Source organism: Wolbachia endosymbiont of Spodoptera picta (genome assembly GCF_018141665.1).
Classification (GTDB): domain Bacteria; phylum Pseudomonadota; class Alphaproteobacteria; order Rickettsiales; family Anaplasmataceae; genus Wolbachia.
This window is the reverse complement of record NZ_CP067976.1, coordinates 752,596-776,632: the sequence shown is the minus strand read 5'-3', so window position 1 is coordinate 776,632 and position 24,037 is coordinate 752,596. Positions and strand designations below refer to the sequence as shown.

The 24,037-nt window shown below is 33.7% G+C and carries 13 protein-coding genes, 1 tRNA gene and 2 pseudogenes; 9 read left to right on the top strand and 7 right to left on the bottom strand.

Features of this window, described 5'->3' with window-relative positions:
• Window positions 1-418: 418 nt before the first annotated feature.
• Window positions 419-1,339: pseudogene (locus tag JKF54_RS06885) on the top strand (IS5 family transposase).
• 208 nt (window positions 1,340-1,547) lie between these two features.
• On the opposite strand, the gene JKF54_RS03355 reads toward JKF54_RS06885, so the two are convergent.
• From JKF54_RS03355 to JKF54_RS03320, 7 genes and pseudogenes are all read right to left on the bottom strand, one after another.
• Entirely contained in the window at window positions 1,548-2,099 is a 552-nt protein-coding gene (locus JKF54_RS03355; RefSeq protein WP_211907547.1) for a 5-formyltetrahydrofolate cyclo-ligase, read from the bottom strand.
• The gene (locus JKF54_RS03350) at window positions 2,083-2,712 is read right to left on the bottom strand and encodes a ferredoxin reductase domain-containing protein (RefSeq protein WP_211907546.1); all 630 of its coding nucleotides are present in this window, start codon (window positions 2,710-2,712) and stop codon (window positions 2,083-2,085) included. Before JKF54_RS03350 ends, JKF54_RS03355 begins: the two co-directional genes overlap by 17 nt.
• Window positions 2,713-2,753: 41 nt before the next feature.
• The gene (locus JKF54_RS03345) at window positions 2,754-3,881 is read right to left on the bottom strand and encodes a SurA N-terminal domain-containing protein (RefSeq protein ID WP_211907545.1); all 1,128 of its coding nucleotides are present in this window, start codon (window positions 3,879-3,881) and stop codon (window positions 2,754-2,756) included.
• A 118-nt stretch (window positions 3,882-3,999) separates the two neighbouring features.
• Window positions 4,000-4,090 (bottom strand) — tRNA-Ser (locus JKF54_RS03340).
• A 249-nt stretch (window positions 4,091-4,339) separates the two neighbouring features.
• A pseudogene (locus tag JKF54_RS06880) lies at window positions 4,340-5,260 on the bottom strand (IS5 family transposase).
• A 358-nt stretch (window positions 5,261-5,618) separates the two neighbouring features.
• Window positions 5,619-9,092 carry an ankyrin repeat domain-containing protein gene (locus JKF54_RS03325; RefSeq protein ID WP_211907544.1) on the bottom strand — a complete coding sequence of 1,158 codons (3,474 nt, stop codon included), beginning with the start codon at window positions 9,090-9,092 and terminating at the stop codon, window positions 5,619-5,621.
• A gap of 9 nt (window positions 9,093-9,101) precedes the next feature.
• Entirely contained in the window at window positions 9,102-10,079 is a 978-nt protein-coding gene (locus JKF54_RS03320) for a hypothetical protein (RefSeq protein WP_211907543.1), read from the bottom strand.
• Between the two features lie 98 nt (window positions 10,080-10,177).
• Between JKF54_RS03320 and priA the strand changes: the two genes are divergently transcribed.
• From priA to JKF54_RS03275, 8 genes are all read left to right on the top strand, one after another.
• Window positions 10,178-12,682, top strand: a complete 2,505-nt coding sequence (gene priA, locus JKF54_RS03315) for a replication restart helicase PriA (RefSeq protein WP_211907542.1) — start codon at window positions 10,178-10,180, stop codon at window positions 12,680-12,682.
• A gap of 112 nt (window positions 12,683-12,794) precedes the next feature.
• The gene (locus JKF54_RS03310) at window positions 12,795-13,586 is read left to right on the top strand and encodes an ankyrin repeat domain-containing protein (protein ID WP_246433101.1); all 792 of its coding nucleotides are present in this window, start codon (window positions 12,795-12,797) and stop codon (window positions 13,584-13,586) included.
• A gap of 883 nt (window positions 13,587-14,469) precedes the next feature.
• Entirely contained in the window at window positions 14,470-15,864 is a 1,395-nt protein-coding gene (locus JKF54_RS03300) for an ankyrin repeat domain-containing protein (RefSeq protein ID WP_211907540.1), read from the top strand.
• A 139-nt stretch (window positions 15,865-16,003) separates the two neighbouring features.
• Window positions 16,004-16,591 (top strand): recombination mediator RecR, encoded by a 588-nt coding sequence (gene recR / locus JKF54_RS03295; protein WP_211908738.1) that lies wholly within the window; start codon window positions 16,004-16,006, stop codon window positions 16,589-16,591.
• A 118-nt stretch (window positions 16,592-16,709) separates the two neighbouring features.
• Window positions 16,710-17,582: a hypothetical protein gene (locus JKF54_RS06425; RefSeq protein WP_246433100.1), complete on the top strand. Its 873-nt coding sequence runs from the start codon at window positions 16,710-16,712 to the stop codon at window positions 17,580-17,582.
• Window positions 17,583-17,633: 51 nt separating this feature from the next.
• Window positions 17,634-18,836, top strand: coding sequence for a KAP family P-loop NTPase fold protein (locus tag JKF54_RS03285; protein WP_211907539.1), 1,203 nt, complete (start codon window positions 17,634-17,636; stop codon window positions 18,834-18,836).
• 150 nt (window positions 18,837-18,986) lie between these two features.
• On the top strand, window positions 18,987-20,891 hold the full coding sequence (gene htpG / locus JKF54_RS03280; RefSeq protein WP_211907538.1) for a molecular chaperone HtpG: 1,905 nt from the start codon (window positions 18,987-18,989) through the stop codon (window positions 20,889-20,891).
• A gap of 38 nt (window positions 20,892-20,929) precedes the next feature.
• Entirely contained in the window at window positions 20,930-24,034 is a 3,105-nt protein-coding gene (locus tag JKF54_RS03275; protein WP_211907537.1) for an ankyrin repeat domain-containing protein, read from the top strand.
• Window positions 24,035-24,037: the final 3 nt, after the last annotated feature.

Below are 24,037 nucleotides of genomic sequence, written 5' to 3'. Positions count from 1 at the left end.
ACCTTTTTTATTAAACTCATAAAAAAATGTAGCGTATCCTCTTCAGTGTATACTTAATTTCTGTCATATGTGCGCTGCATTTTTTTCTAATCTTTTTTACAGGGGGATTTTATGTCCAGAATTCCAGATATTTGACCTTTACTTTAGCTAATAAAAACCAACTGGTACCTGCGGTTTTTATAGCTACGTTTCTCAAACAAGTTTCAAATGAATAGATTTCTTGCATAACTGGAATTCAAAAGTTGATGTCATTCTAGCGCGTTACGCTAGAATCCAGTCCTTTTGTGCAAAAAACGTTGTAAAGTGTTTACCAACTTAGTTGGATCCCAGTGGGCTTTGTTGCATAGCAACTGAAAAAATCTGGTGGCTACTGACAAAATTCATTATAAAACAGCCATTTAACTGTTGAAGAAAAAATATGCCACAGAAAATGAAAATCAGTAACCAAAACGAATATAACAAATTCCTTGAAAAAAGGGGGAATATTTTTCGTTACATCGATGAAGCTATCGAAAATTGGTATGAAAATAGTCCAAAAATGCAGGGCGGTAACTATATTTATAGTGATAAAGTTGTGATTTTGGTGCATATAATCGTTAATCTTTTTAGAATTGGCTTAAGACAAACGGTAGGGTTTGTAAAAGGATATCTGCAACAAATAGGAAAAAATTTGGCAGTTATCAGCTATTCACAAGCATCAAAAAAAACTTAATATTAAGATAAATGATTGCAGGATTGATAAAAGCAACATGGAAAATATTGAAATTATCATAGATAGTACAAATTTACAGTAACACTCCTGGCCACAGTAAGGAAAACAGTGCAGATAGAAAGTACCGAAGCTACGAGCAAGTAAGAAAGTTACATGTTAAGTGTGAATAGTAAAAAAGCTATAGCTGCAAGATACAGTAATGGCGTCTACTCTGACCACTATGGAGCTTGCTTGAAGAAGTTAATTTTCAGCACAAAATAAAAGCATTATATGCAGATAGGGCATACGATAGGCAAAAACTTTATAAATTGTGTAAGAAATACGATATAAAGACAAAAGTTCTACCAAAAAAGGATGCAGCAGAACATTCAAAAATAGATTATATGTCTGACAGAAATGCTGCTATTAGGTTAATAAAATTATATGGACAAGATGGTGTAAAAGAGTGGAAAAAGGAAGCAATTTATGGAAAAAGATCTTACATAGAAGGATTTTTCTCAAGGTTGAAGCAAGTATTTGTTTAGGAATAAATCTGAAGTAAACCGTGAAAAAGAATTACTAATTAAGTGCTATTTGCTCAACAAATTCACTGGTATTGGTATGGCTAAATTTGAAATCATTACATAAATTTGTCGTAAACCATCACTGCTTAAGGTGCTATGCAACAAAGCCCACTGGAATCCAGTCCTTTCGCACAAAAAACGTTGTAAAGTGTTTACCAACTTAGTTGGATCCCAGTATCAGCTACTCTGATGACAAGAAGGGAAGTACAGGTTTCAATATTTGCATGCATCTGAACAGATAAGCAATTACTATCAGAAAGAGGGAGACTATGCTACTCCTTTCTATCCGCCTTCTTGAGCAATTCACTTTCAAATCTAACACATATCTCAGTGATTATAATATCCAATTTTTGATCATGTTTTTCTACAGGTAAATTTTTACAATATTGCTTCTCATAGGCTACACCTATAAATATTTTTCCAAGTGGCCGTAATTTTTTTATCATTTCATCATACCAACCACCGCCAAAACCTAACCTATTAAAATGATCATCAAAAGCAATAACAGGAGTAATGATTGTATCGGGGATTATATCTTCATCTGCTTTATTCCATTCTTCGAATTTTAATAACTTGTTTTTATTAGGGACTGCTACTTTATAATCTAAATCGAGTAAATGATGCATCAAAGGCACAACATTAATTTCCCCGTCTATTGGAATGTAAGCTGCTATTGTTTTACCTTTAACGCAACTTAAGTTTTTGTTAAAGAGATTAACAAGAGAATTTGCTGCATAACTAGAATAACTTTCATCAACATCTTTTCTTATGGTTCTATATTGCTTCCTTAGTTCCTCTTTGTGCTGTTTAGTGTCTTTGAACATGTTCTATCCATTTTGCAGTGAGCTTTTCTTGTAAACTATTTTGCTTCAAGCGCTCACTTAAAAAATCAAAGTCAACAAGCTCCATATCCTGGTCTTGATTACTGCAACTATAAACAAAACTTATTTCTCCTGTTTCCTTATTTATGTGTTGCTGAATACATTGAGCGCAGATTTCTTTCATCATGCACTGCATAGGAGAGTTAACTGATGATATTGCTATGTGTTTTGGTTTCAGATATGGCTTTAAAATTGTTTTTCTAGCTTCATTTATAGCTTTCATCATTTTAGCAGAACCAATAGTGATGATTTTATCTATAGTGTTTAAACTAATAGTAATTTTACCTAACTTTCCTTGCTGATATGAGATTATTGCATCAACTATATTACCATGAAAGGATTTATCCTGTTCTCTGCTTGTTTCTATCAATCCTTCTTCACATGCCCAAATTACTGCACTTGATGCACGTTCTATCAGTGCTCGTTTAAATACATCACTTAATTTTTTATAGCCAGCGAAATATAAAACCTTATGATTGTTTTCAAGACATGCCTTTCCTATCGAAAATAATACTGCATTTCCAACTCCGCCACCAATCAGCATTATATTCTTCATAAACTTTTTATAGAGTAAAAAACGAAAAATATTCTCTAGCTTCAATTAAATCGATAACTAACAGCTGCATTTTTACGCATATTATCCAATAACAGGTTGCTTTGTATAATAATCTTTTGTTGATACATTTCCTGTTTGATTGCTTCTATATTCACTGGATTACTCTTGATATCACATAACATCATTAGCTTTGCAGTGCTATTTTCTCTTAATTCTACTATTTCATTCGTACTTGTTTTACTAAATAAAATCTGTAAATCAGGATTTAAATCTCGCATTTTTATTTTAAATTCTTTTGCGCTTGGCAATTTGAAATCGTCTGCTAATTTGTCAAAATTTAGACAATTGACCTTTTGCTCCTTAAAATTAGAGAGTAAATTTTCTGAATCTTTAACCACAACTTGTTTTACTTTTAAAATACTTTCCAGCAGTGTATGATCGAGCTGTACCTTATCTATGACTTTTATAACAGAGTAACCTTCGCTTAAACTAATCGGACCTGCTGCGTCATTGATTTCTAATCTTTCCAAAACGTCCTTGAGAGTACCTTTTAGCTGACTTAAATTAACGGTTGCTTTGCGCATCTTTATTGAAGATTCTGGATTATTACTGGTACGTAATTTTTTTACTAAATCTTCAGCCATTTTTTGATCAGGAATTACAAATTCCTGAAACGTAATAAGGTAATCAGGCTTCTCTTTTTGTTTTCTTATGTCATCCACTTCTTTATCGCTTATATTGATAAGCGATACAATTCCTACTTCAATAATCTTGTTCCACAGCAGCTGACACTTTACTTGTTTTTTTAGGTTATTGAGATCCATATTATGCTTTTTTACGTATTCATCAACTTCATCAGCCTCAAGTTTTAAACTTTGAGTTAAGAATAACGTGAAAGCATTATTTAACTCCTCGTTACTCAATTCTATATTCATCTTCTGTGCTTCGCTGACAATGATAATTTCGTCTATTAACTGTTTTAGAATTTGAGATTTTACCTCTTTTTGATTAATCTTCTGAGTGCCAAGCAATGAATTTATGAGGTTGATACGTCTTTCGATATCTAAATTTGAAATTGGCTCACCATTTACATCTGCAACAATTTCAATCTCAGTTGCAAGTAACCTAAGCGGCAGCATTATTAATATCAAAATTAGTATTTTATGCATATAAAATTATTTAGCTAATAACTAATTCTATAATAAATACTGAATAAACGCTAGCTAACTTTTTTATAATTAAAAAAGAGGGTGAAATTACTGTAATGAATACCTAAACAATAATATACGGAAGGAGAGGGATTCGAACCCTCGATACGACTTTTCAATCGTATAACGGTTTAGCAAACCGCCGCCTTCAGCCGCTCGGCCACCCTTCCAAGTTTAGAACTTAATATTATATAATATCAAGACCTTTACTGCCTGTCTAATGCTTTTAATTGCAATATTTGTATCTGTTCAGATGCATGCAAATATTGAAACCTGTACTTCCCTTCTTGTCATCAGAGTAGCTGATACTGGGATCCAACTAAGTTGGTAAACACTTTACAACGTTTTTTGTGCGAAAGGACTGGATTCCAGTGGGCTTTGTTGCATAGCACCTTAAGCAGTGATGGTTTACGACAAATTTATGTAATGATTTCAAATTTAGCCATACCAATACCAGTGAATTTGTTGAGCAAATAGCACTTAATTAGTAATTCTTTTTCACGGTTTACTTCAGATTTATTCCTAAACAAATACTTGCTTCAACCTTGAGAAAAATCCTTCTATGTAAGATCTTTTTCCATAAATTGCTTCCTTTTTCCACTCTTTTACACCATCTTGTCCATATAATTTTATTAACCTAATAGCAGCATTTCTGTCAGACATATAATCTATTTTTGAATGTTCTGCTGCATCCTTTTTTGGTAGAACTTTTGTCTTTATATCGTATTTCTTACACAATTTATAAAGTTTTTGCCTATCGTATGCCCTATCTGCATATAATGCTTTTATTTTGTGCTGAAAATTAACTTCTTCAAGCAAGCTCCATAGTGGTCAGAGTAGACGCCATTACTGTATCTTGCAGCTATAGCTTTTTTACTATTCACACTTAACATGTAACTTTCTTACTTGCTCGTAGCTTCGGTACTTTCTATCTGCACTGTTTTCCTTACTGTGGCCAGGAGTGTTACTGTAAATTTGTACTATCTATGATAATTTCAATATTTTCCATGTTGCTTTTATCAATCCTGCAATCATTTATCTTAATATTAAGTTTTTTTTGATGCTTGTGAATAGCTGATAACTGCCAAATTTTTTCCTATTTGTTGCAGATATCCTTTTACAAACCCTACCGTTTGTCTTAAGCCAATTCTAAAAAGATTAACGATTATATGCACCAAAATCACAACTTTATCACTATAAATATAGTTACCGCCCTGCATTTTTGGACTATTTTCATACCAATTTTCGATAGCTTCATCGATGTAACGAAAAATATTCCCCCTTTTTTCAAGGAATTTGTTATATTCGTTTTGGTTACTGATTTTCATTTTCTGTGGCATATTTTTTCTTCAACAGTTAAATGGCTGTTTTATAATGAATTTTGTCAGTAGCCACCAGATTTTTTCAGTTGCTATGCAACAAAGCCCACTGGGATGAGAGGAGAGGAAAACACTGGAACATTTATTTTTGAAAGTAAGTTGCATAGTAGATGATGTCATTCCAGTACTTGATACTGGAATCCAGGAATTTTGATTCTAAATTAGGTATTGGTCTTAAATTAAAATAAACGTTTGTGATGAGATTATATGAACACTGGATCCCAGTGTCGGGGCACTAGGATGACAGGAAAAGGAAACGCTGGAATGAAAATAGAAGATCTAATTCCTTATATCAATTAATTCTCATCCACCTTTTATGTTACATAAACTCATCACTTTTATAGAACATCTCATTAAAATCATTCAAAATTCCAAAATCTTGATTTTTAATAAATAGATGCCCATCTGCAATATAGGACTCAGCAAGAGTAAATGGTTCATCATGATGCTTTGATGCTGGCCTAACAATTTCATTGTACAAAACCATTACTTGCTCATAATTGTATCCACTACCATCATGATATTTACCACGTATAGTGTCATAAAAATTTCTTACATCATCATACGTAACTTGCAGTTCTACCTTATATTTCCCTATTTCAACAGCCTCACCCACTTTGATTTTTAAAGGATGCTGTGATTCTTCTTTCACATTATCTATAACAATTGTTTCCTCTTGCTTCTCTTCGTCTCCTCTTATCGATCTTTTACTCCTTTCTTCACTCGCAGGTTGATCTGCTGGCATTTGGTCTATATCGTTAGATTCTTCTTCTTGCATAATAATTTTTTTGAGATAGCTAAGCATATCCTTTCCAGCTTTTTCCCAAGTTGCAGCTTCTTTTGAAAGCTCACGATAATAAGAATCATTATCGCCTTTGCTATCTATTACATCTCTTGCTAGTCCTTTCTCTTCTGCCCATAACTCAGCATGTTCAACAAGTGTCCTGCCATCTTTACCTACAACGTCAACGTCAGCTTTGTTTTTTATTAGATATTCTATTGTATCTAACTTTCCATGCCTCACTGCATGAACTAAAGGTGTCCAACCATCATTATCCTGAGCATTAATATTCGCACCTTTTTCAACTAACTGCTCTATAATCTTCTTATTCCCAAGATCAACAGCAAGATGCAAAGGTGTTAAGCCGTAGCTATCCTGAATATCAATATCCGCATTATGCTCTATGAGATATTTAACTACTTCCATATTTTTCATGTGCATGGCAAAATGTAGTGGAGATTTACCAGAGCTAATATCACGGGTATCAACATCTATACCACGATCTATTAAGTATTTAGCAATTTCCGTATGTTTTAGCTCAATTGCATAGTGCAGCAGTGTTTGAGCTGACGTGTTTTTGATACCAAGATCTGCGCCATGCTCAATTAAACTCTTAACTATTTCCGCATTCCCTAGCTTAATAGCAGCAAGTAACGGAAAAGTATAATAACTTTTACTATTAGGATCTGCGTTATGATCTAATAGATACTTCACTATTTCTGTATTACCTGAATAAATAGCACTGTATAATGGCGTTTTGGAATAAGCATCTTGAATATTAGGATTTGCACCACGATCTATTAAGTATTTAGCTATCTCTATATTTCCAGACTCAATAGCATAGTGTAAAGGTGTCTTATAATACACATATTTAGTATTAGTTTTCTGATAATAATTGTCATGAACATTAAGATTTGCTCCATGATCAATAAGATATTTTGCTACTTCCGTATTTCCTGACTGAATAGCATAATGTAGTGGCGTTTGTCCATTATAGTCTCTTGTATCAATATATGAATTGTGTTTTAGTAGCGTTGCTACTTTGCTTAAATCTCCCAATGAAGCAGCAAAATGTAAACTAGTCGCACCTGTTACCTTATTTATCTCGTTTACTTTTCCTATAGTATTTTCTACATTATTGTCATCAATATTCACCTTTAAGAAATGCTGTTTATTATACTTCATAACTTTTGTTGTAACAGCTTTTCCTTGTTCGTCTTCACTCGCTTTTTTAGCAGGTTGCATAGAATCTTCTCTACTGACACTTGATTTAGATTCTATCTTGGTTTTATCACCACTTACATTATGTACTGGGCTATAACCATATAGACCCTTGCCTGCACTTTGTTGGCTTGTTGAACTTTCAACACTGTTAGATTCAACAACATTATATTCCATATGTTGTTCACCACTCAGCTCAGCTTTGACCCACTGTTTAAATTCCTGAGTATAACCTTTTAGCTCAGTCAAAAAATCCTCAAATAATTTATTACCTTGAGACCTATTTGCACCAGATTTAGAAAGGCTCTTGAGCAAATTATCAATCATATCTGGGTGTTTATCTTCAAGAAATTTGATCACTTGTTCAGCATCCGAATGATAATGTTCCCCTTTATTACTCCAAATATTATTGCGCAATATTTCATCTGGTTTGAGACCTTTATTCTTTATTGCAATCAAGGCCTCTTTATCTCCGTGGTCATTGACATGCCGACCATCTTCTAAACTTGCCATATAGTTAGCAACCCCTTCATGCATAGCCTTAGATAAGACATCACCTGTACCATAATAGGAATTAATGATAGTTAAGGCGTGTCCCAATTCGTGTTTCAAAGTTTTACACGAGTCATCAAATTGGTCTTGTAGATAAAAATAAACATGAATTTCTGAGCCACGCCCTTGAACTGTTAAGCCAGAAGCGCCTTTATAGTTAACGTTCAACTCCTTAAGATAATTTTCGTAGTCACTCTTTGTATTAAATACGAAAACATTAACTTTATTTGGTATGTTGTGCCAAGGCTGAGAATTATTAATGCCAAATGCTGAATCAAAATCTTTTATAGTACTCTCGATGGCATTTTTTACACTACTCAATTTGCTCTGAGTTAATTCCTCATCATCATATTTTATATTTATTTGAAGCTTGTGTTCGCCGAAAGTCATAACTTCACTATCTGGCACAAGATCTGCCACAATTTTATCGCCACTTTTTACATCCATCCACTGCTTAAATTCTTTTTCAACTTCTGAGTTATTCAAAAGATGCTTGAATTTTGATATCGCTTCTACTCTATCGAAGGACATCTCAGTGAGCAATTGCTTTATGAATTGAGGATGTTTTTCTTGTAGGAATGTCACTAAGCAATCTGATATTCTATAGTCGTTAGACATACTTGCTATTTTATATGGTGTATCATGCCCAGATTCATGCATTTTATTGTATGCTTCTTTTGTATAATGCATATCGCGAGTGCTTTCTTTTTTAGCTGCATCGTAGCTCCACATGAAAAGCTTCATACCGGTACGTAAAACTTCAGGTACTGTATCCATATTACCGGTAGAGTACTCAAGAAATGCATCGCTCATTTTTTCCATTAAAATTTTAGATTTTGCACAAAGTAAGCCATTTACATCTCCAACAATAAAGGTCTTTGCTATCGTGCCGTCAGCTTCGTGTGCTCTTACTGTTCCACCACCCCATAATTCTCTATGGTCCTTACCACCTGAAAGTTCCTTGATGTGAGCTTTGTAATCATCGTAATTTTTCAGCACATAAAGCTGCAATTTTACTGGACCAGAATGAACGCTTTTTTGTGAATAGAAATTATCAGACCAGGCTCCATAAGCATCTTTTACAGTTTGTTTTATATACTCAGGGGTATAACTAGCTAATCCCCCATATTTTACTTCTATTGTAAGCTGATCGTTTATTACTATACTTTCTTTATTTGGAAATAATTTTTTAATCAAAGTTTGTGATTTATCATATCCAGAATTTGTTTTAAATTTCATATTCACCTCTTAAAGATTTTCACTATAAATAAGTCTTGAGAAAAATGCGTTAACTGTAGATTCAGCCTTTAACTTGCTTTTGCACAACTGCTGAGATAGTTGATCATCGCTGAAAAGCCGATTCTTAGTATTGAGATATTTAGCATAGCTTCTAGAATTAAATTCAGGGATTGAATAGAACCCGCTTTCAAGTTCAAGATAAGAGCTGCTATTCAGGACAAAAAATAAATCGCTCTGGTCAAGCAGTATGTCATAACCAGAGCTCGTGCAATGTAAGTATTCATTGCTTTCATACTCTGCTATGTAGTATTTACTTGCATCAAGATCACCATTAAGCTGTAGAATTGCTGTTGAACGTCCATTCTCAATACTATGGCCTTTTATTACTTTAAGTACTTTAATCTCATCATTTTCTATGAGTTCTCTTAACTTTTCATTCTTTTGATTTAATTCTTCCTCTGCTTTTCTTCTGTCTTCTTCTAATTTTGTTTCTTTTTCAACAAGCTCATTTTGTATTTGCAAAAACATATCTTGAATGGTTAAGCCATTTAGAAAGTAATCCAATACACTTGACACAAACGGCTGCAATTCACCATTATCTTCAAAGCTCTTTTCCTGCTTTTTGTCATATTGAGTGGGATTATAGATTGCATACAGAGGATAAAAACCATAATTCACCTCGTCGAATGATAACTCTATCGAAAATCCGCTCTGATCAAGTGGAAGTTTAGTAGCTAAATATCTACCATTATCATCTCTGACATATAGCTCATTTATACCATAGTGACCACTATATTTGTTATAATAAATGTAAAAATTTTCAGGATTAAGATTAAAGTAATCATCTAAATTGTTAAGTCTATCAAGCTTTTCACATAGAAAATTTTTGCTCTTATCTGTAAGTTTGATGCGTGTAGAAAAGTAACAGCGATCTATTCGGTCGCCTTTTTCTATTTCAAAGTCTAGGACTATTTTATCGCTAAACATACAGAATTTCCTCAAATTTTCAATATTTATGATTATAAATTGTGTACTATGAAAAAAGCATTAAGGCTTCTTTATGTATCTAAAAACAGCGCTAACTTATGACAAGAACAGTTGACGTATTACTGCCACTTCCAATTGATCAGCTATTTTCATATGCAGTTGAGGAAGATACTGAAGTTTCAATTGGAGATTACGTAGTGGTGCCGTTTGGCAGAAAGCGTTTGATTGGAACAGTTTGGAGAGAAAGTAGCAAAAGCGATCGAGAATTAAAATTTATTGAACAAAAGGTCGATTTGCCGAGCATCAGACCAAAACTGATCGAATTTGCAGAGTGGGTTGCACAGTATAATGTAATACCTATCGGTATGCTTGCCAAAGTGATAATGGGAGGAGTGTTAAAGGTAAATCAAATAGATAAACTAGTTTGCACTAAGCAAAAGCAGGAAATAAGTGAAATAGATTACCAATTAAACCCTGAGCAGCAAGCAGCTCGAGATAAAATAATAAGTAATTTGAATGAGTATTCAGTAACTTTACTTGACGGTGAAACCGGGTCTGGAAAAACGGAAGTTTATCTCTCTGTAATTGCACAGTTGATTAAGAATCATAGTATTTACGAACATTGTGATTTGGGTCTACGAGTAAGGTGTCATCCCAGTGCTCATACACTGGGATCCAGTTTTTCATATAATCTCATCACAAATATTTATTTTAATTTAAGACCAATACCCAACTTAGAATCAAAATTCCTGGATTCCAGTGTCAAGCACTGGAATGACACCTTTGCATTTAAGGCAAAACCCTCTGTAACATTTAGCATACTGCTTTTACCACGTACTGGAATGACACCATTTGCTATGCAATTTACTTTCAAAAATAAACGTTATGTCATTCCAGCGTTCAATACACAACTAGACGAATGTTACAATATAAGAGTAATTTTTACCAAAAAGCCAGTGCCCCGACACTGGGATCCAGAAAACTTAATTTCAAATCAGTACACTAAGCAGTTGTACGATAAAGACTGGATTCCAGTGTCAAGCACTGGAATGACATCATCTACTACTAAAACTACCTGCAAATGTTCAAACACCAAAAGGTTACACACTGGAATGACACCAGAAGAGGTTAATGCACAAGTGCTAATCCTCTTGCCTGAAATTGTCCTAACTTCACAATTGGTAAATCGCGTTCGCAGTCAGACATCTGGAAATATAGCTGAGTGGCATTCAGGACTTACTCCAAAAGCTCGCAGAAATAATTGGCTCAGTATTGCAAATGGAAGTGCACAGATCATTATCGGGGCACGGTCAGCGCTTTTTTTGCCTTATAAAAACCTAAAATTAATTATCGTCGATGAAGAGCATGACTCATCCTTTAAACAAGAACAGGGGATTATATATAATGCTCGAGATATGGCCATTATCTTAGCCAAGCTCGAAAATATTCCGATTATTTTATCATCCGCCACTCCGCTACTTGAAACAATTTATCATGTTAAAAAAGGGAATTACAATCATGTAAAATTGACTAAACGATTCGGTGGTGCAGAGTTGCCACAAATAAAAGTAGTAAATAATAAGCAATGGATTTCCAATGAACTTTTCGAAGGAATAAAACAAACCATAGAGAAAAAACAGCAAGTTATGCTCTTTCTAAATCGCAGAGGATACGCACAACTTGCAGTTTGTAAAAAGTGTGGATACAAAATTTCCTGCTCAAATTGCACTATATGGCTTACTTACCACAAGAAAAAGAACGTCCTTTTGTGTCACCATTGTTCTTATCAATCAAAACTTCCAGAAAAATGCTCCAATTGTCAAAGTGAGCAGTCATTGCTTCTTTATGGTGTGGGAATTGAAAGGTTAGTTGAAGAAATAGTGAAATTAATACCAAATGCAAAAACTGCAATTATCAGCAGCGATCAGAAGTCGCTTGGTAGCGTCATTGACTCAGTGCTCAAGGAAGAGGTGAATATTATAATCGGTACACAAGTGATTGCGAAAGGACATAATTTCCCTAAATTAACTTTAGTTGGAGTGATAAATGCAGATTTAGGACTTGAAAATTCTGATCTTAGGGCAGCAGAAAAGACGTATCAATTATTGCATCAAGTTGCGGGTAGATCTGGGAGGTTCAACGAAAAAGGAACGGTAATAGTGCAAACTAATAATCCTGAAAGTTTGATAATAAAAGCATTGCAGCAGCAAAAAAGGGATTTGTTTTATGAAGTTGAACTTGAGTCAAGACGCAAAGCTAAAATGCCCCCATTTAGTAGACTAATAGCGCTTATAGTTTGCAGTAAGGATCAATTTGCAACGCAGAAAGCAGCAAGTGAGATAACAAGCTTTTTGCATGATCAATGTTCAGCTACTATTCCTTCTGCGTTGTCATTCCAGTGCGTGACTAGAAAAGAAGAACTCGAAATTTTTGGCCCATCACCAGCAGCAATAAATTTTTTAAACAATAAATATCGTTATAGAGTGTTACTAAAGATACATAGTAAACATAGTCTATTCATAAAGAAAAAGCTGAAACATTGCTGTAACTTGAGTTCAAACATTGCAATAACAATAGATGTTGACCCTGTGAGTTTTTTTTAACAAAATTACGGAATTTATTTGACATTCACAGAATTAATTATATTAACTTTTTAATAAAAAATTTGACTTTTATTAGAATTTATTATTAGTATAATAAGAATAGGTAGATAATGTGACTTTACTTGAAATCATCTGTAGGAAAGGGATAAAGCATAACGAAAAAATTAGAGAATTGCAGGAATTCCTTAATAAAAATATCGAAATAACTATTGACAAGGAGTTATTTAAATCAGCTTCATTTATAAAGGATATTGTAGATATAAGAAAAGAGATGGTGTATCTTATTTTGCAACACTGCATTGTATACGATAGTACAAGGTCTAAGAAAGAAGAGATATTGTCATTTAAAAACGTGATGAAGATTTTAGATGAAGCGGTGAATAGATCTGTTAATCCTCAGTATTTCTACAAATTGATCAATTTTCGAGATAAAGATAAAAATAGAAATACATTATTACACCAAGCTGTTATAAGTAATAACACTGAAGCAATAGAAGCCCTTTTGACATATGGTGCAAATCCTTTGATAAGGAATCAAGAAGACAAGATGCCATTAGATTTAGCTCAAGGAAATACAAGAGAAGCACTCATTAAATGTATGCAAGACCAAGCTCAATCGAAAAAAGAAAGTGCTAGATGTAATAGTTTGATTGGCATTATACCTGGCGTTTTTCTTGGCATTGGACTTGGTGTTGGTGGTGCTTTAGTCCCTTCAATGACTATTATATTATGCACACTCGCAGTATCTGCTCTTGTTGCTGGAATAGCAATTGGAGTAGCTATATATTTCTTAAGTAAGGACTATAAACAGGCTAAATTGATAGAAGGAGTTGTTGCTATTGGTTCTCAATTACATTCCGTCAAACCTGAAAAGACTGCAGATAATAAAGCAGTACTAGGATAACTGTGAGTTTTTTAACATTAGATTTCTTGCATAACTGGAATTCGAAAGTTCCAGCGCATTTTTCTTATTGGATCCCAGTGTCAAGCACTGGGATGACATCTGATTATGCAAGAAATCTATTCATTTAAAACTTATTTGAGAAAACGTAGCTATAAAAACCGCAGGTACCAGTTGGTTTTTATTAGCTAAAGTAAAGGTCAAATATCTGGAATTCTGGACATAAAATCCCCCTGTAAAAAAGATTAGAAAAAATGCAGTGCACATATGACAGAAATTAAGTATACACTGAAGAATATACGCTACATTTTTAATGAGTTTAATTAAAAAGTCTGCAGACGGAGATAGATTTTTGAGCTCAATAAATATCTCTAATCGTAATTATAATGAGATTAAAAACATGCGGAAGTAATTTTTTGTATCCGTTCAGCAGAGTGGTAAAATAAGATAGACAAAAACATAAGAACAAATGGTGTCATTTGGCACTGGCATGACAGGGAAGGGCTTTAGGACGATGAAGTGGAACGAGTAGCAGATGGTGTCATGCCAGTGCTTGACACTGGCATCCAGCTTTTTCATAATCATCAGAAACGTTGATTACTTTTATACTCATAAATTTAACTGGATCCCAGTGTCTAGGCACTGGGATGACATCATTCTGGTAGCTGGGATGACAAAAAAGAAAGCACTGGTTTCAATATGTGCACATTAGCCATGCATCTGAACGGATACAATTTTTAGCTATAAAATCTTCTAAAAATTTAACACAAAAATTAGTGTCATAAATATTTTTATCAAAAACTATTTTAAAAAAATTTAAATAGAGTTGAAAAATTTTAAAGATGAGATACCCTACCTGAAATGCAACTTCTGTAAAAAAAGAAATATGAAAGGTGAAATAAACGCTGCAGCAAATTTTCAATCAGAAGACTTTGTATCTAAAAATACGGATTTTGATTGTTTAGCTAACCCTATAAGTGCTTCGAATGCAAAGCTAGAGAATAGTGTTAAAGCTAAAGATAAAAAGAATGAGGCGCCTTTTTCCAGTAGAAGAGGCAGCTCGCATGTTTTAGAACTTTTTTCTAATGAAAATGTTGAGATTCACATTCAAGATAAAACGCCTTGTTCTGCTCGGAGTGAATCAGGTATAGCTGGAATATTTAGAGGTATAGCTAGGTTGTTTACAGGTAGGAATAGTATGAACGTAACCCTTTATCAATCTAAAGTGCAACGTAGCTCTGCAATTGATTACAGTACTACAGAAAGTATAGGGTCACGGCTACTAAATATCTGTGAAGGAGAAGAAGATATCTCTTTTGATCAAGAGATTAATTTTTTATATAAAGAGGGTTGTTTGTATGATGCCTTATTGTTGAAAGATGAAAAAAATCAGGACACACCTTTACATGTGGCTATTAAAAAAAATCATGCTGATTTTGTAAAAAAGCTTTTGTGTATTCTTAAGGAGCCATACCGTGCAAATGAGTTTTACAAGCACAAATATTTTGAACATAAGGAAGAGGATGAAAAGCCGCTTTTCAAAGTTATTAATACTAAGAACAAAGACAAAAAAGACGTAATTACTCTGACTATTGAAGGTAATAACTCAGAATGCATTTCAGCTCTTTTTAACTACTTAACTGATAAAAATATTAACAGAAGAAAAAATGTTGAAAATGAGTACACACCTCTACACGAAGCTGTGCTTCTTAACAAAAATGAAGCAATTAAAGAGCTTCTCAAATCAAAGGATATAGATACTGAACTCATAGATAAGGAATCTTACAAAGCATATAATTATACTAATAACCAAGAGGCAATAGAATTGTTTATTAAGCACTATAGTAGTAAAATTAGTGAGTTGCGTATAAAATTAGAAGATAATAATAAAAAACTAGCGCGAATTAAGTGCATCCTAAGCAAAACAAAACTTACTTGTGTATGCTTAGCAGCCTTTGGCTCTTGTTTTAGAATGTATAGAAATTCCCATGACATAATAAATGAAGAAGTGAGCGAAGATATGTTATATTATTCTCTTGCATTGCTTGCCAACACTACAGGTCTAATATTATTTTTTAATTATTTGATCTATACAATACTTTCCAAGTATGAAGAAAAAAATTCTAGTTTGAATAAAGAATCAGACAATTATGTAGAAGAAAGAAACATGTTGAAAAATAAATTGCGTCACTTTCAAAAAAGAGGTACTGTAGAAACTACGCAAATGTATGAGATAATTTCAGTTACACCTGAGTCAGACTTAAGTTACAGTAGATTGTGATTACACTACTTTTTTCAAGACAATTTCTGAGAAAAGTGGAAAAATTTTTCTATAGCTAATCAAGATAAAGACTTACTACTTTCTTTACGAAAGGTTTGATGTTATCATTTTTGAACTATCTTGAATTTACTGAATGAACATTAATATAAGGAATTTAGTTCATGCTTTTTCTAAATTGCCAAATTTAGGGCCATCGTCATCAAGAAGGTTAGTTATACATTTGCTCCAAAATAAAGAGAAAGTCATGCTACCGCTTGCATCTTTGATTAGAGAGCTAGCGGATCTTATAATAGAGTGCAAAATTTGTGGAAACCTAGATATTAAATCGCCATGTTCTATTTGTATTAACCCAAAGCGTGACACCAAGTTAATGTGTGTAGTAGAAGAGTTGGGTGATCTATGGACATTTGAAAAAGGAAATATATATTCAGGTATGTATCATGTTTTGGGTGGAAGGCTATCAGCAATAAATGGTATAGGTCCAAAAGAACTGAATCTTGATAACATTCCCAAAAGAGTTACAGAATTTAAAATTGAAGAGGTCATCATTGCAATCAACCCAACATTAGAAGGCCAAGTTACTGCGCAATATATAATTGAATTGCTAAAGAATTCGAATGTAAAAATATCGCGCCTTGCTTGTGGTATACCGATAGGTGGAGAAATTGACTACCTAGATGAAGGGACGCTGAAGATAGCACTTACGTCAAGACAGGATATTAAATAATATTCCATTTCTTCTGAGCAACATACCTTAAAAATACTATAACATACTTCAGCCTAGAAACTTGCTTACTAATTGAAAATATTATACATTTAAATATGATGTTTTAAAATGAGGGGTTATGTTAACTTTTGCACTAGATGAAGTACGTTATACTTATAATTGGTTAATCAAAAAATCAAGATCAACCGCTCTTGATTTCATTGCGCTATTTAACAAAGAATACGCAGATAGTAAACGAATTGGATATATAATAGAAGATCATCTGGTTAAAAAAGATCTGATAAATATTGAGCCTGAACTTGAAATCAAATATGAACTAAAAAGAGATCTGATGAATATTGAACCTAAATTTAAAATCAAATATGACCCATATATCACAAAAATAGATTCTTCAAAAATGTTTAAAGTAATGGAACAAGAGCATAGATCTATTGCAAATCTGAAAAATGTGATTCGAGTAAGAATTGGTGATCAAATTAGGTCGGGGGTGTCGAGGTTTAGTTATTCTTATGATGGAAAGGATCCTTATTTTTATGCAAGCGTTCAGGCAAGTAAAATAAGGGAGATAACAAAAGATAATACGGACCTAGTTCTTCTTTTGTGGCTAATGTATATTCATGTGCCTATAGATGAACATGAAAAACTATTAGAGGATCTTGTAAAGAACCACTCCGGTAATAGAGTTGAGATGATAGAAAAGTTATATCTACTTCAACAAGAAGGTAAATTATCAATAACCAATCGTGAGAGCCTAGATAGGATAATTAAAATATCCCCACTGATAGAGAAGGAGTATATTTCAAATGGGAAATTTTCTGTTATGGGAATGATAAGTTCTGGCAATGTAGATGGTTTAACACAAAGGTTAACAAAAGATACAGAAGGAAGGGTAAAAGAATTAACCGGCATAGATATTCAATATAGTCCCGAAAGCAGCTTGAAGAACCTTTCCATTTCTGCAGTGATAGAAAATTATGGATTATTTAAGTAAACTGATTCTTAACTTATAAAATACTATAGTAAAATATAGTGTAAGAGTCTTATGTGCTTAAAAAAACTTACATCCCTAATAACCTTCAGAAAAAAAGAAACGGAACATCTACCCAAGGTAATAACTTGGGAAGGTGATTGCTTAGGCTATAAGCAAGTTGCAAGTAGATTTAGTAATATAATTAAGACAATTGATCAGTCTTTTTCGATCGTATCCTTAGAAGGATATAATGAGTGGGGTAAGACATTTTTTTTGAAAGAATGGGTAAAGGATCTAGAGCAGCAAAATGAAATTGCAGCTTATTACAGCGCATGGGATATTAGTGCGCTAGATCAACCATTGCCTTCTTTTTTGCATTTCCTGTTTGAGGATCTATTTGAATCATACGAAGTAAAAAGAAGTGTTATACAGCAGTTCAAAAACATAAAACAAGAACTATTTTCTCTCAATACATTAGGAAAGCTAATCAGTAAATCTCCACTCGCTATGCTTTCAGTATTTCTCGATGCTGCAAAAGAGGCTGATAAGAAAGACATAGGTTTTGTCTTGGGTGAATTAAATCTTCTCCAAAGGAGAAAAGAGAACATTAGAAATTTTAAAATACAACTAGCAGATGTGGTTAACAAAATCAGAAAAGGTAAAAACATTTATATAATGGTCGATAATCTTGATATATGCCGCCCCAAATTCATTGTCGATTTTTTAGAATCCATAAAGTACATGCTTGATGTTGAGGGACTGGTTTTCATTATCTCTGTTAGTCAAGATAAAAGTAACGTGCAAAGAGCAATCAGCACAATACTTGGACCAAATTTCAGCCTAAAATCTTTTACTGATCTCTCTTTGCATTTGCCAAAACAGCCAATAGAGAAATTTACAAGAAAGCTGTTTCAAAATATTGAATTGCCGAAAAAATCAAAGAGCTTAATTATAGATAGCTTTATATTTTATGCAGAAAGCTTCTCATTATCATTGCAGGCAATAGAATACTGCGTAAAGAAAATAAAGCTATGTTATGCGAAAATTGATCCGAATTTATTTACATTTTTAGTAATACTACAGTCAGTAAACACTGATTTGTATGAGGAATTATATTCATCACCTCAGAAGGCACTGGAGAAGATTGAGAGCGCTTTGATTCTAAACGGTCAGGAAGAATGGGAAAATCTTAAAACTTCTCTTGAGACTACTTTTAAAGAAAAAGAATCAAAGACTCACAAATCTTTGAAGCAAATAAGAGATATCTTATTCTAAGAATAAAGAGAATTGTAGAACAGAACCCTCTTCTTATCATTTCAGCTTGCATGACAAATTGGCTCACATAAATTTTAGCATATATGACCTTGAAAGATCGCTGTGCAATACTTAAATTATTAGAATAGCAGGCTAATAATGGAGCTCAAAATGCACAACATACAAGAAACTGAAAGTTTAAAATTTGACGCTGAAGTAGGCAAAGTACTAAATATAGTAATTCATTCACTTTATACCAATAAGGATATTTTCTTGCGTGAGTTAATATCAAATGCATCAGATGCATGTGATAAATTGCGCTATGAATCGCAATTAAATCCTAATTTACTAGATTCAAGCGATGAATTGAAGATTACTATTAGCTCCAGTAAAGATAAGAATGAGCTGTATATAACCGACAATGGAATTGGCATGAACAGGCAAGATTTAATAGATAATCTTGGCACGATTGCAAGTTCTGGTACGCAAAAATTCTTGGATGCAATTAAGAATAATAAAGATTCAAACCAAGCTGTAGAACTGATTGGAAAGTTTGGTGTTGGTTTTTATTCAAGCTTCATGGTTGCCTCAGAAGTTATAGTAGAGTCAAGGAAAGCCGGAGAAGAAGAATCTTGGGTATGGAAATCTAAAGGAGATGGAGAATATTCAATCAGCAAGTTAGATGGTCAAATCTCTCGTGGAACAAAAATTACGCTCATCATTCGTCCTGAAGAAAGCGAATTTTTAGACAAATTCCGTATTGAAAACATTGTTACTACTTATTCAGATCACATAAATTTTCCTGTTGAATTTGTAAATGAAGAAGGGAAAAGTGAAAAATTAAATAGCAAAGCTGCAATTTGGACTAAGCCAAAAAATGACGTTACTCAAGAAGAGCACAACGACTTCTTCCGCGGTGTTGCGCACGTAGGTGGTGAGCCTTGGATGATACTGCATAATAAAAATGAAGGTGCAATAGAATATACGAATTTGCTTTATGTTCCTTCTATCAAGCCTTATGATTTGTTTCATCCAGATAGACGCTGCTCTGTAAAGTTATATGTCAATAAAGTATTTATTACTGAAGATAATGTGCAAATTATACCACAATACCTGCGTTTCTTGAAAGGTGTGGTTGATTCACCAGATTTGCCTCTTAACATCAGCAGAGAAACACTGCAGAATAATCGCGTTGTTGAGCAGATTAGGAAATCCCTAACTAAACGCGCGGTATCAGAGCTCGGCAAAAAAGCAAAAGATAATTTAGAGGAATACACAAAATTCTGGGGCAATTTTGGTGCGGTGTTAAAAGAAGGTCTTTGCGAAGCTATGCCAACTGATGAAAGAGAAGCATTGCTTTCCATTTGCAGATTTCATAGCACCAGTGATGATAAGCTAGTTAGCATTGATGATTATATAAGCAGAATGAAGCCTGAACAGGAACATATCTACTATCTCACAGGAAATAGTCTCGATTCAGTAAAAAACAGTCCACAACTTGAAGGATTCGTCAGCAAAGGATTGGAAGTGCTTCTATTTGTTGATCCAGTTGATGATTTCTGGACTAGCGTGATTCATGAATATAAAGATCAAAAATTTAAATCTGTAACTCGTGCTGATGTTGATTTAGAAAAATTCTCTTCAGAAGAAGGTAAGAAAGATGAAGAAAATAAATCAGATGAAAACAAAAGCGAAGAAAACGCGGATTCTATACTCGAATACTTCACCAAGGTTCTTGGAAGCTTAGTAAAAAGTGTAAAGATCTCTAAGAAATTAACCGATAGTCCTGTGTGTCTAGCAGTTGATGAAGGAACTATGGATCTTCGTATGGAGCGTTTTTTACGTGAACAGAAGCAGCTAAATTACCGCACGCCAAAAGTACTTGAAATTAACATTAAGCATCCTTTGATAAGAAACATAATGGAATCTCACGCTGAAAATGGTGAAAATCCAACACTTGGAGATATGATTTACTTATTGTTCTATCAAGCTTGTATAGTGGAAGGTGAAGAGATGGAAGACGTAAGTCTGTTTGCTAAAAGACTCAATAATTTGCTTGGCAAAATTTCTGTTTAATGCTATAATTAACTTAGCTAATGGTCGGGGGGTAAATCATGGGTGGTTGGAATTTATTTGGTGGGCTCATGCCGCCAGCAGTAGATACTGCAGAAGAAAGGGAGCGTCGCCATTCTGGAGATTCAAGTAATGAGAGTCAAGAAGAAGCTGATGTGAGGGATTCTGATGTTGAACCTAGTGTACCAATTACGTTACAGTTTCAACTAACACAATCTCTGCTAAGTCAAGTAAAGGCAAGTGAGAGTAATAGGGATGCAAATTCTGGCAAGCAAGCTTACAAAGATCTACCCAGGATGGATTTTGTAATTAATGGTCAAGTTATAGACAAGAATTTCGTTAGCCAGCTTCGTGATAAATGTAATCAAAATGACCAACGCCAAATCGCAAAACATGTTTTTACAAAAATGTTTGAACATGCTAAAGCAGAAATTCCAAATGATAATCTATTAGAAGAATTAATTACTAGTTGCAATCAGGCTGGTTATGATGGCTCTTTGTTAATGCAGCTCTCTCCTATATTTTTGGGACACGATTTGCAATTGCCTGATGCTAATGATAGACATATAGAGATTGTCTGTAGTGATCAGGATTCTTTAAACGTTAAATATTTTCCAAATATGCCTGTTAAGCAACTGGGTAAAGAAATATGCAGGGTTGATGCTATTTTAGAGTTCACCCTTAAGTTTCGAGATAGTAAGGTAGAGTATGAAAACGGCAAAGTAACATTTGCCATTCCTGAACAATTAGAGAATTACAAAGCTGATGGCAAAAGTTTGTTAGATGAAATAAATAGGCATTTCGAAGATGAGGATAATAGAATTACAGAGACTCTTGAGAAAAATATGAATGAAGGACCTAAGTCATTTGCTGCTGAAGACTTGTCTATTACTGAGAGTTCATCTGATAGTAGTGAAGTAGCAAACAAAGTAGTTACTGATCCAGGCATTTTAGGTAATGTTGCGAATGTATTGGTAGGTGTTGCAGAAGTTACAGCAGTTGTAGCAACAGAGTTATTTTGGCCTCAAGATCAGATTAATATAGAACCAAGGCATAATGAAGAAGAATTTACCATTATCCCTGAAAATTTAACCTTTGATGGATTAATAGACGTTATAAATAAAGCAAAAAATTATGGTGATTACGCAGATTTAGATAAAACTATAAATAATATAGAGGAAAGCGATAGATTTATTACTGATTTGAATTGTGGTAATTTGAAGGATTTTTGCTCTCAACAGCTTAATTTGACTGATCATATGCACAATGTGCTGTTGAATAATAGCTATGATGAAACAAATGGTTATTATAATTATTCAGTAAAAGAGCTTTCACTACTAGCCATTGCAGCTGATGACACACTTGTGGAAAGGTATGCAGAAACGCATAAAAGTATATTATTTACGCAAGATGAAGGGCTCGATAGGCTACTTATTGGTGTTGGTGGACAGCGCTATACTAAGCTTTTATTAGAAGATTTGGAAAAAAATCGAAGTACTATTCTACCTTGGCATAGCATATGTGAAAAACTTCGAAGGGCGTTGTCTATTCGTAATCAAGAATGCGTGAAAGCGGTATTAGATAAATTTAAAGATACTGAAGCCAGGTCTAGAGTTTCTGATATGTCAGAAAAATTTTTGCACTATGCTATACAACAAGATTTTATAGATGTAGCAAAGACTATTATTAATCATAAAATTGCTGATATTAATAGTATAGACAATTCAGGGCATGCACCTTTGCATTGGGCTGTGGCACGTAATAATTTAGAATTAATCGGCTTGCTTATTAAAAATGGTGCTAATGTTGATGTTCAAGATGAGAGGCATGGCAGAACAGCTTTACATTGGGCTGCTTACCATGATAAATTCGAAATAGTAAAATTACTTGTAAACAAGGGAGCTGATTGCAACATTAAAGATAGAGATGGCAAAACAGCTTTAGATCTGGTAGGAACGAAAAGTTTATATTTGGTAAGGGAAGAAAACAGGGAAAAATCTTCTAGTGAATCAAAAATCACAAAATTTCTTGAAGGTTTAGATGATAAAACACCTTTGCATTTAAATATTAAAAAAGATCCAGAATCCAAAAATATTGATAATCAACAGCCGCAAAGAAACATTGTTGATAAAGTAGAGAATATTATGAATAATGAAGAGGCTTCAATAGAAGAAGCTATAGGTAATAATTGTGAGGAGGGTAAAATGCCTGGAAATGAAAAAATTATAGGGGAAAAATTGTCTGATGCTGTCGATAGAATCAATCGTGATACTATGATAGATTTATTAAAGAAATTAGATGATAGTGTATATAAATCCACTTTACAGAAGCTCTTGAGTCAAGCAAATGACAAGATGACAAGCTTGGGAGAGGGTAAGCAGAAAGAGGATCTTGCACAAATAATAGCATTGCTTAAAAACGAGCTCGAGCATATTGATGCATCATCAGTAGGCAATGATGTAGAAGCTAATGCAAGTGGTCAACAAATTCCTGTGGAAAAGGTTAAAGAACGTGAATCAGATTCACCATCACTGAGTTCTGAAGATGATAATTTTTCTAAACTTGAAGGTAATAAAAGTGATTGCTCTGCCGGAACTTCCTCAGACTCTAATAGTAATTCTCCATTTGAAAAAATTAGTGAAGAAGGTCATGAAACAAGAATATCTGTAATTGACACAGTGGAAGCTGAAGCAACAGCTAATGGTACTGTTTCTAGTAATTCTGTTCTTTGTACTTTAAGAGTAGAATTAACAAGTGAAGATGAACTTCTTTCGATTGAAATTGAAGATGTTAATAATAATATTAACGTTAATCAACCTACTAAGCATGTAGAACAAGTTGCTAACGGAAATGGACAGCCAAAAACAGAATTGCCAAGAATTAATGAGCAAAGCAGCAAAAGTGGCCTCAAAAAAAATCCACAAAATACAAAGAAGTATGTTGTAGCTGCTTCTGCGCTTGCAATAGCCGGTATTGTTTCAGGGGTGGCTGTTGCAGTTTACTTGGAAATGTTAGCGGTAGGAATAGCAGTTGCAGCTTGTTGTCTTATTGCAGCTACAGTTACATACTGCTGTAGACCTAAAAGCTTAATTGAGGATAATCAGGTCAAAAAGGTTATGCAGACAGAAGAATGTCAGTCTAAGTAATAA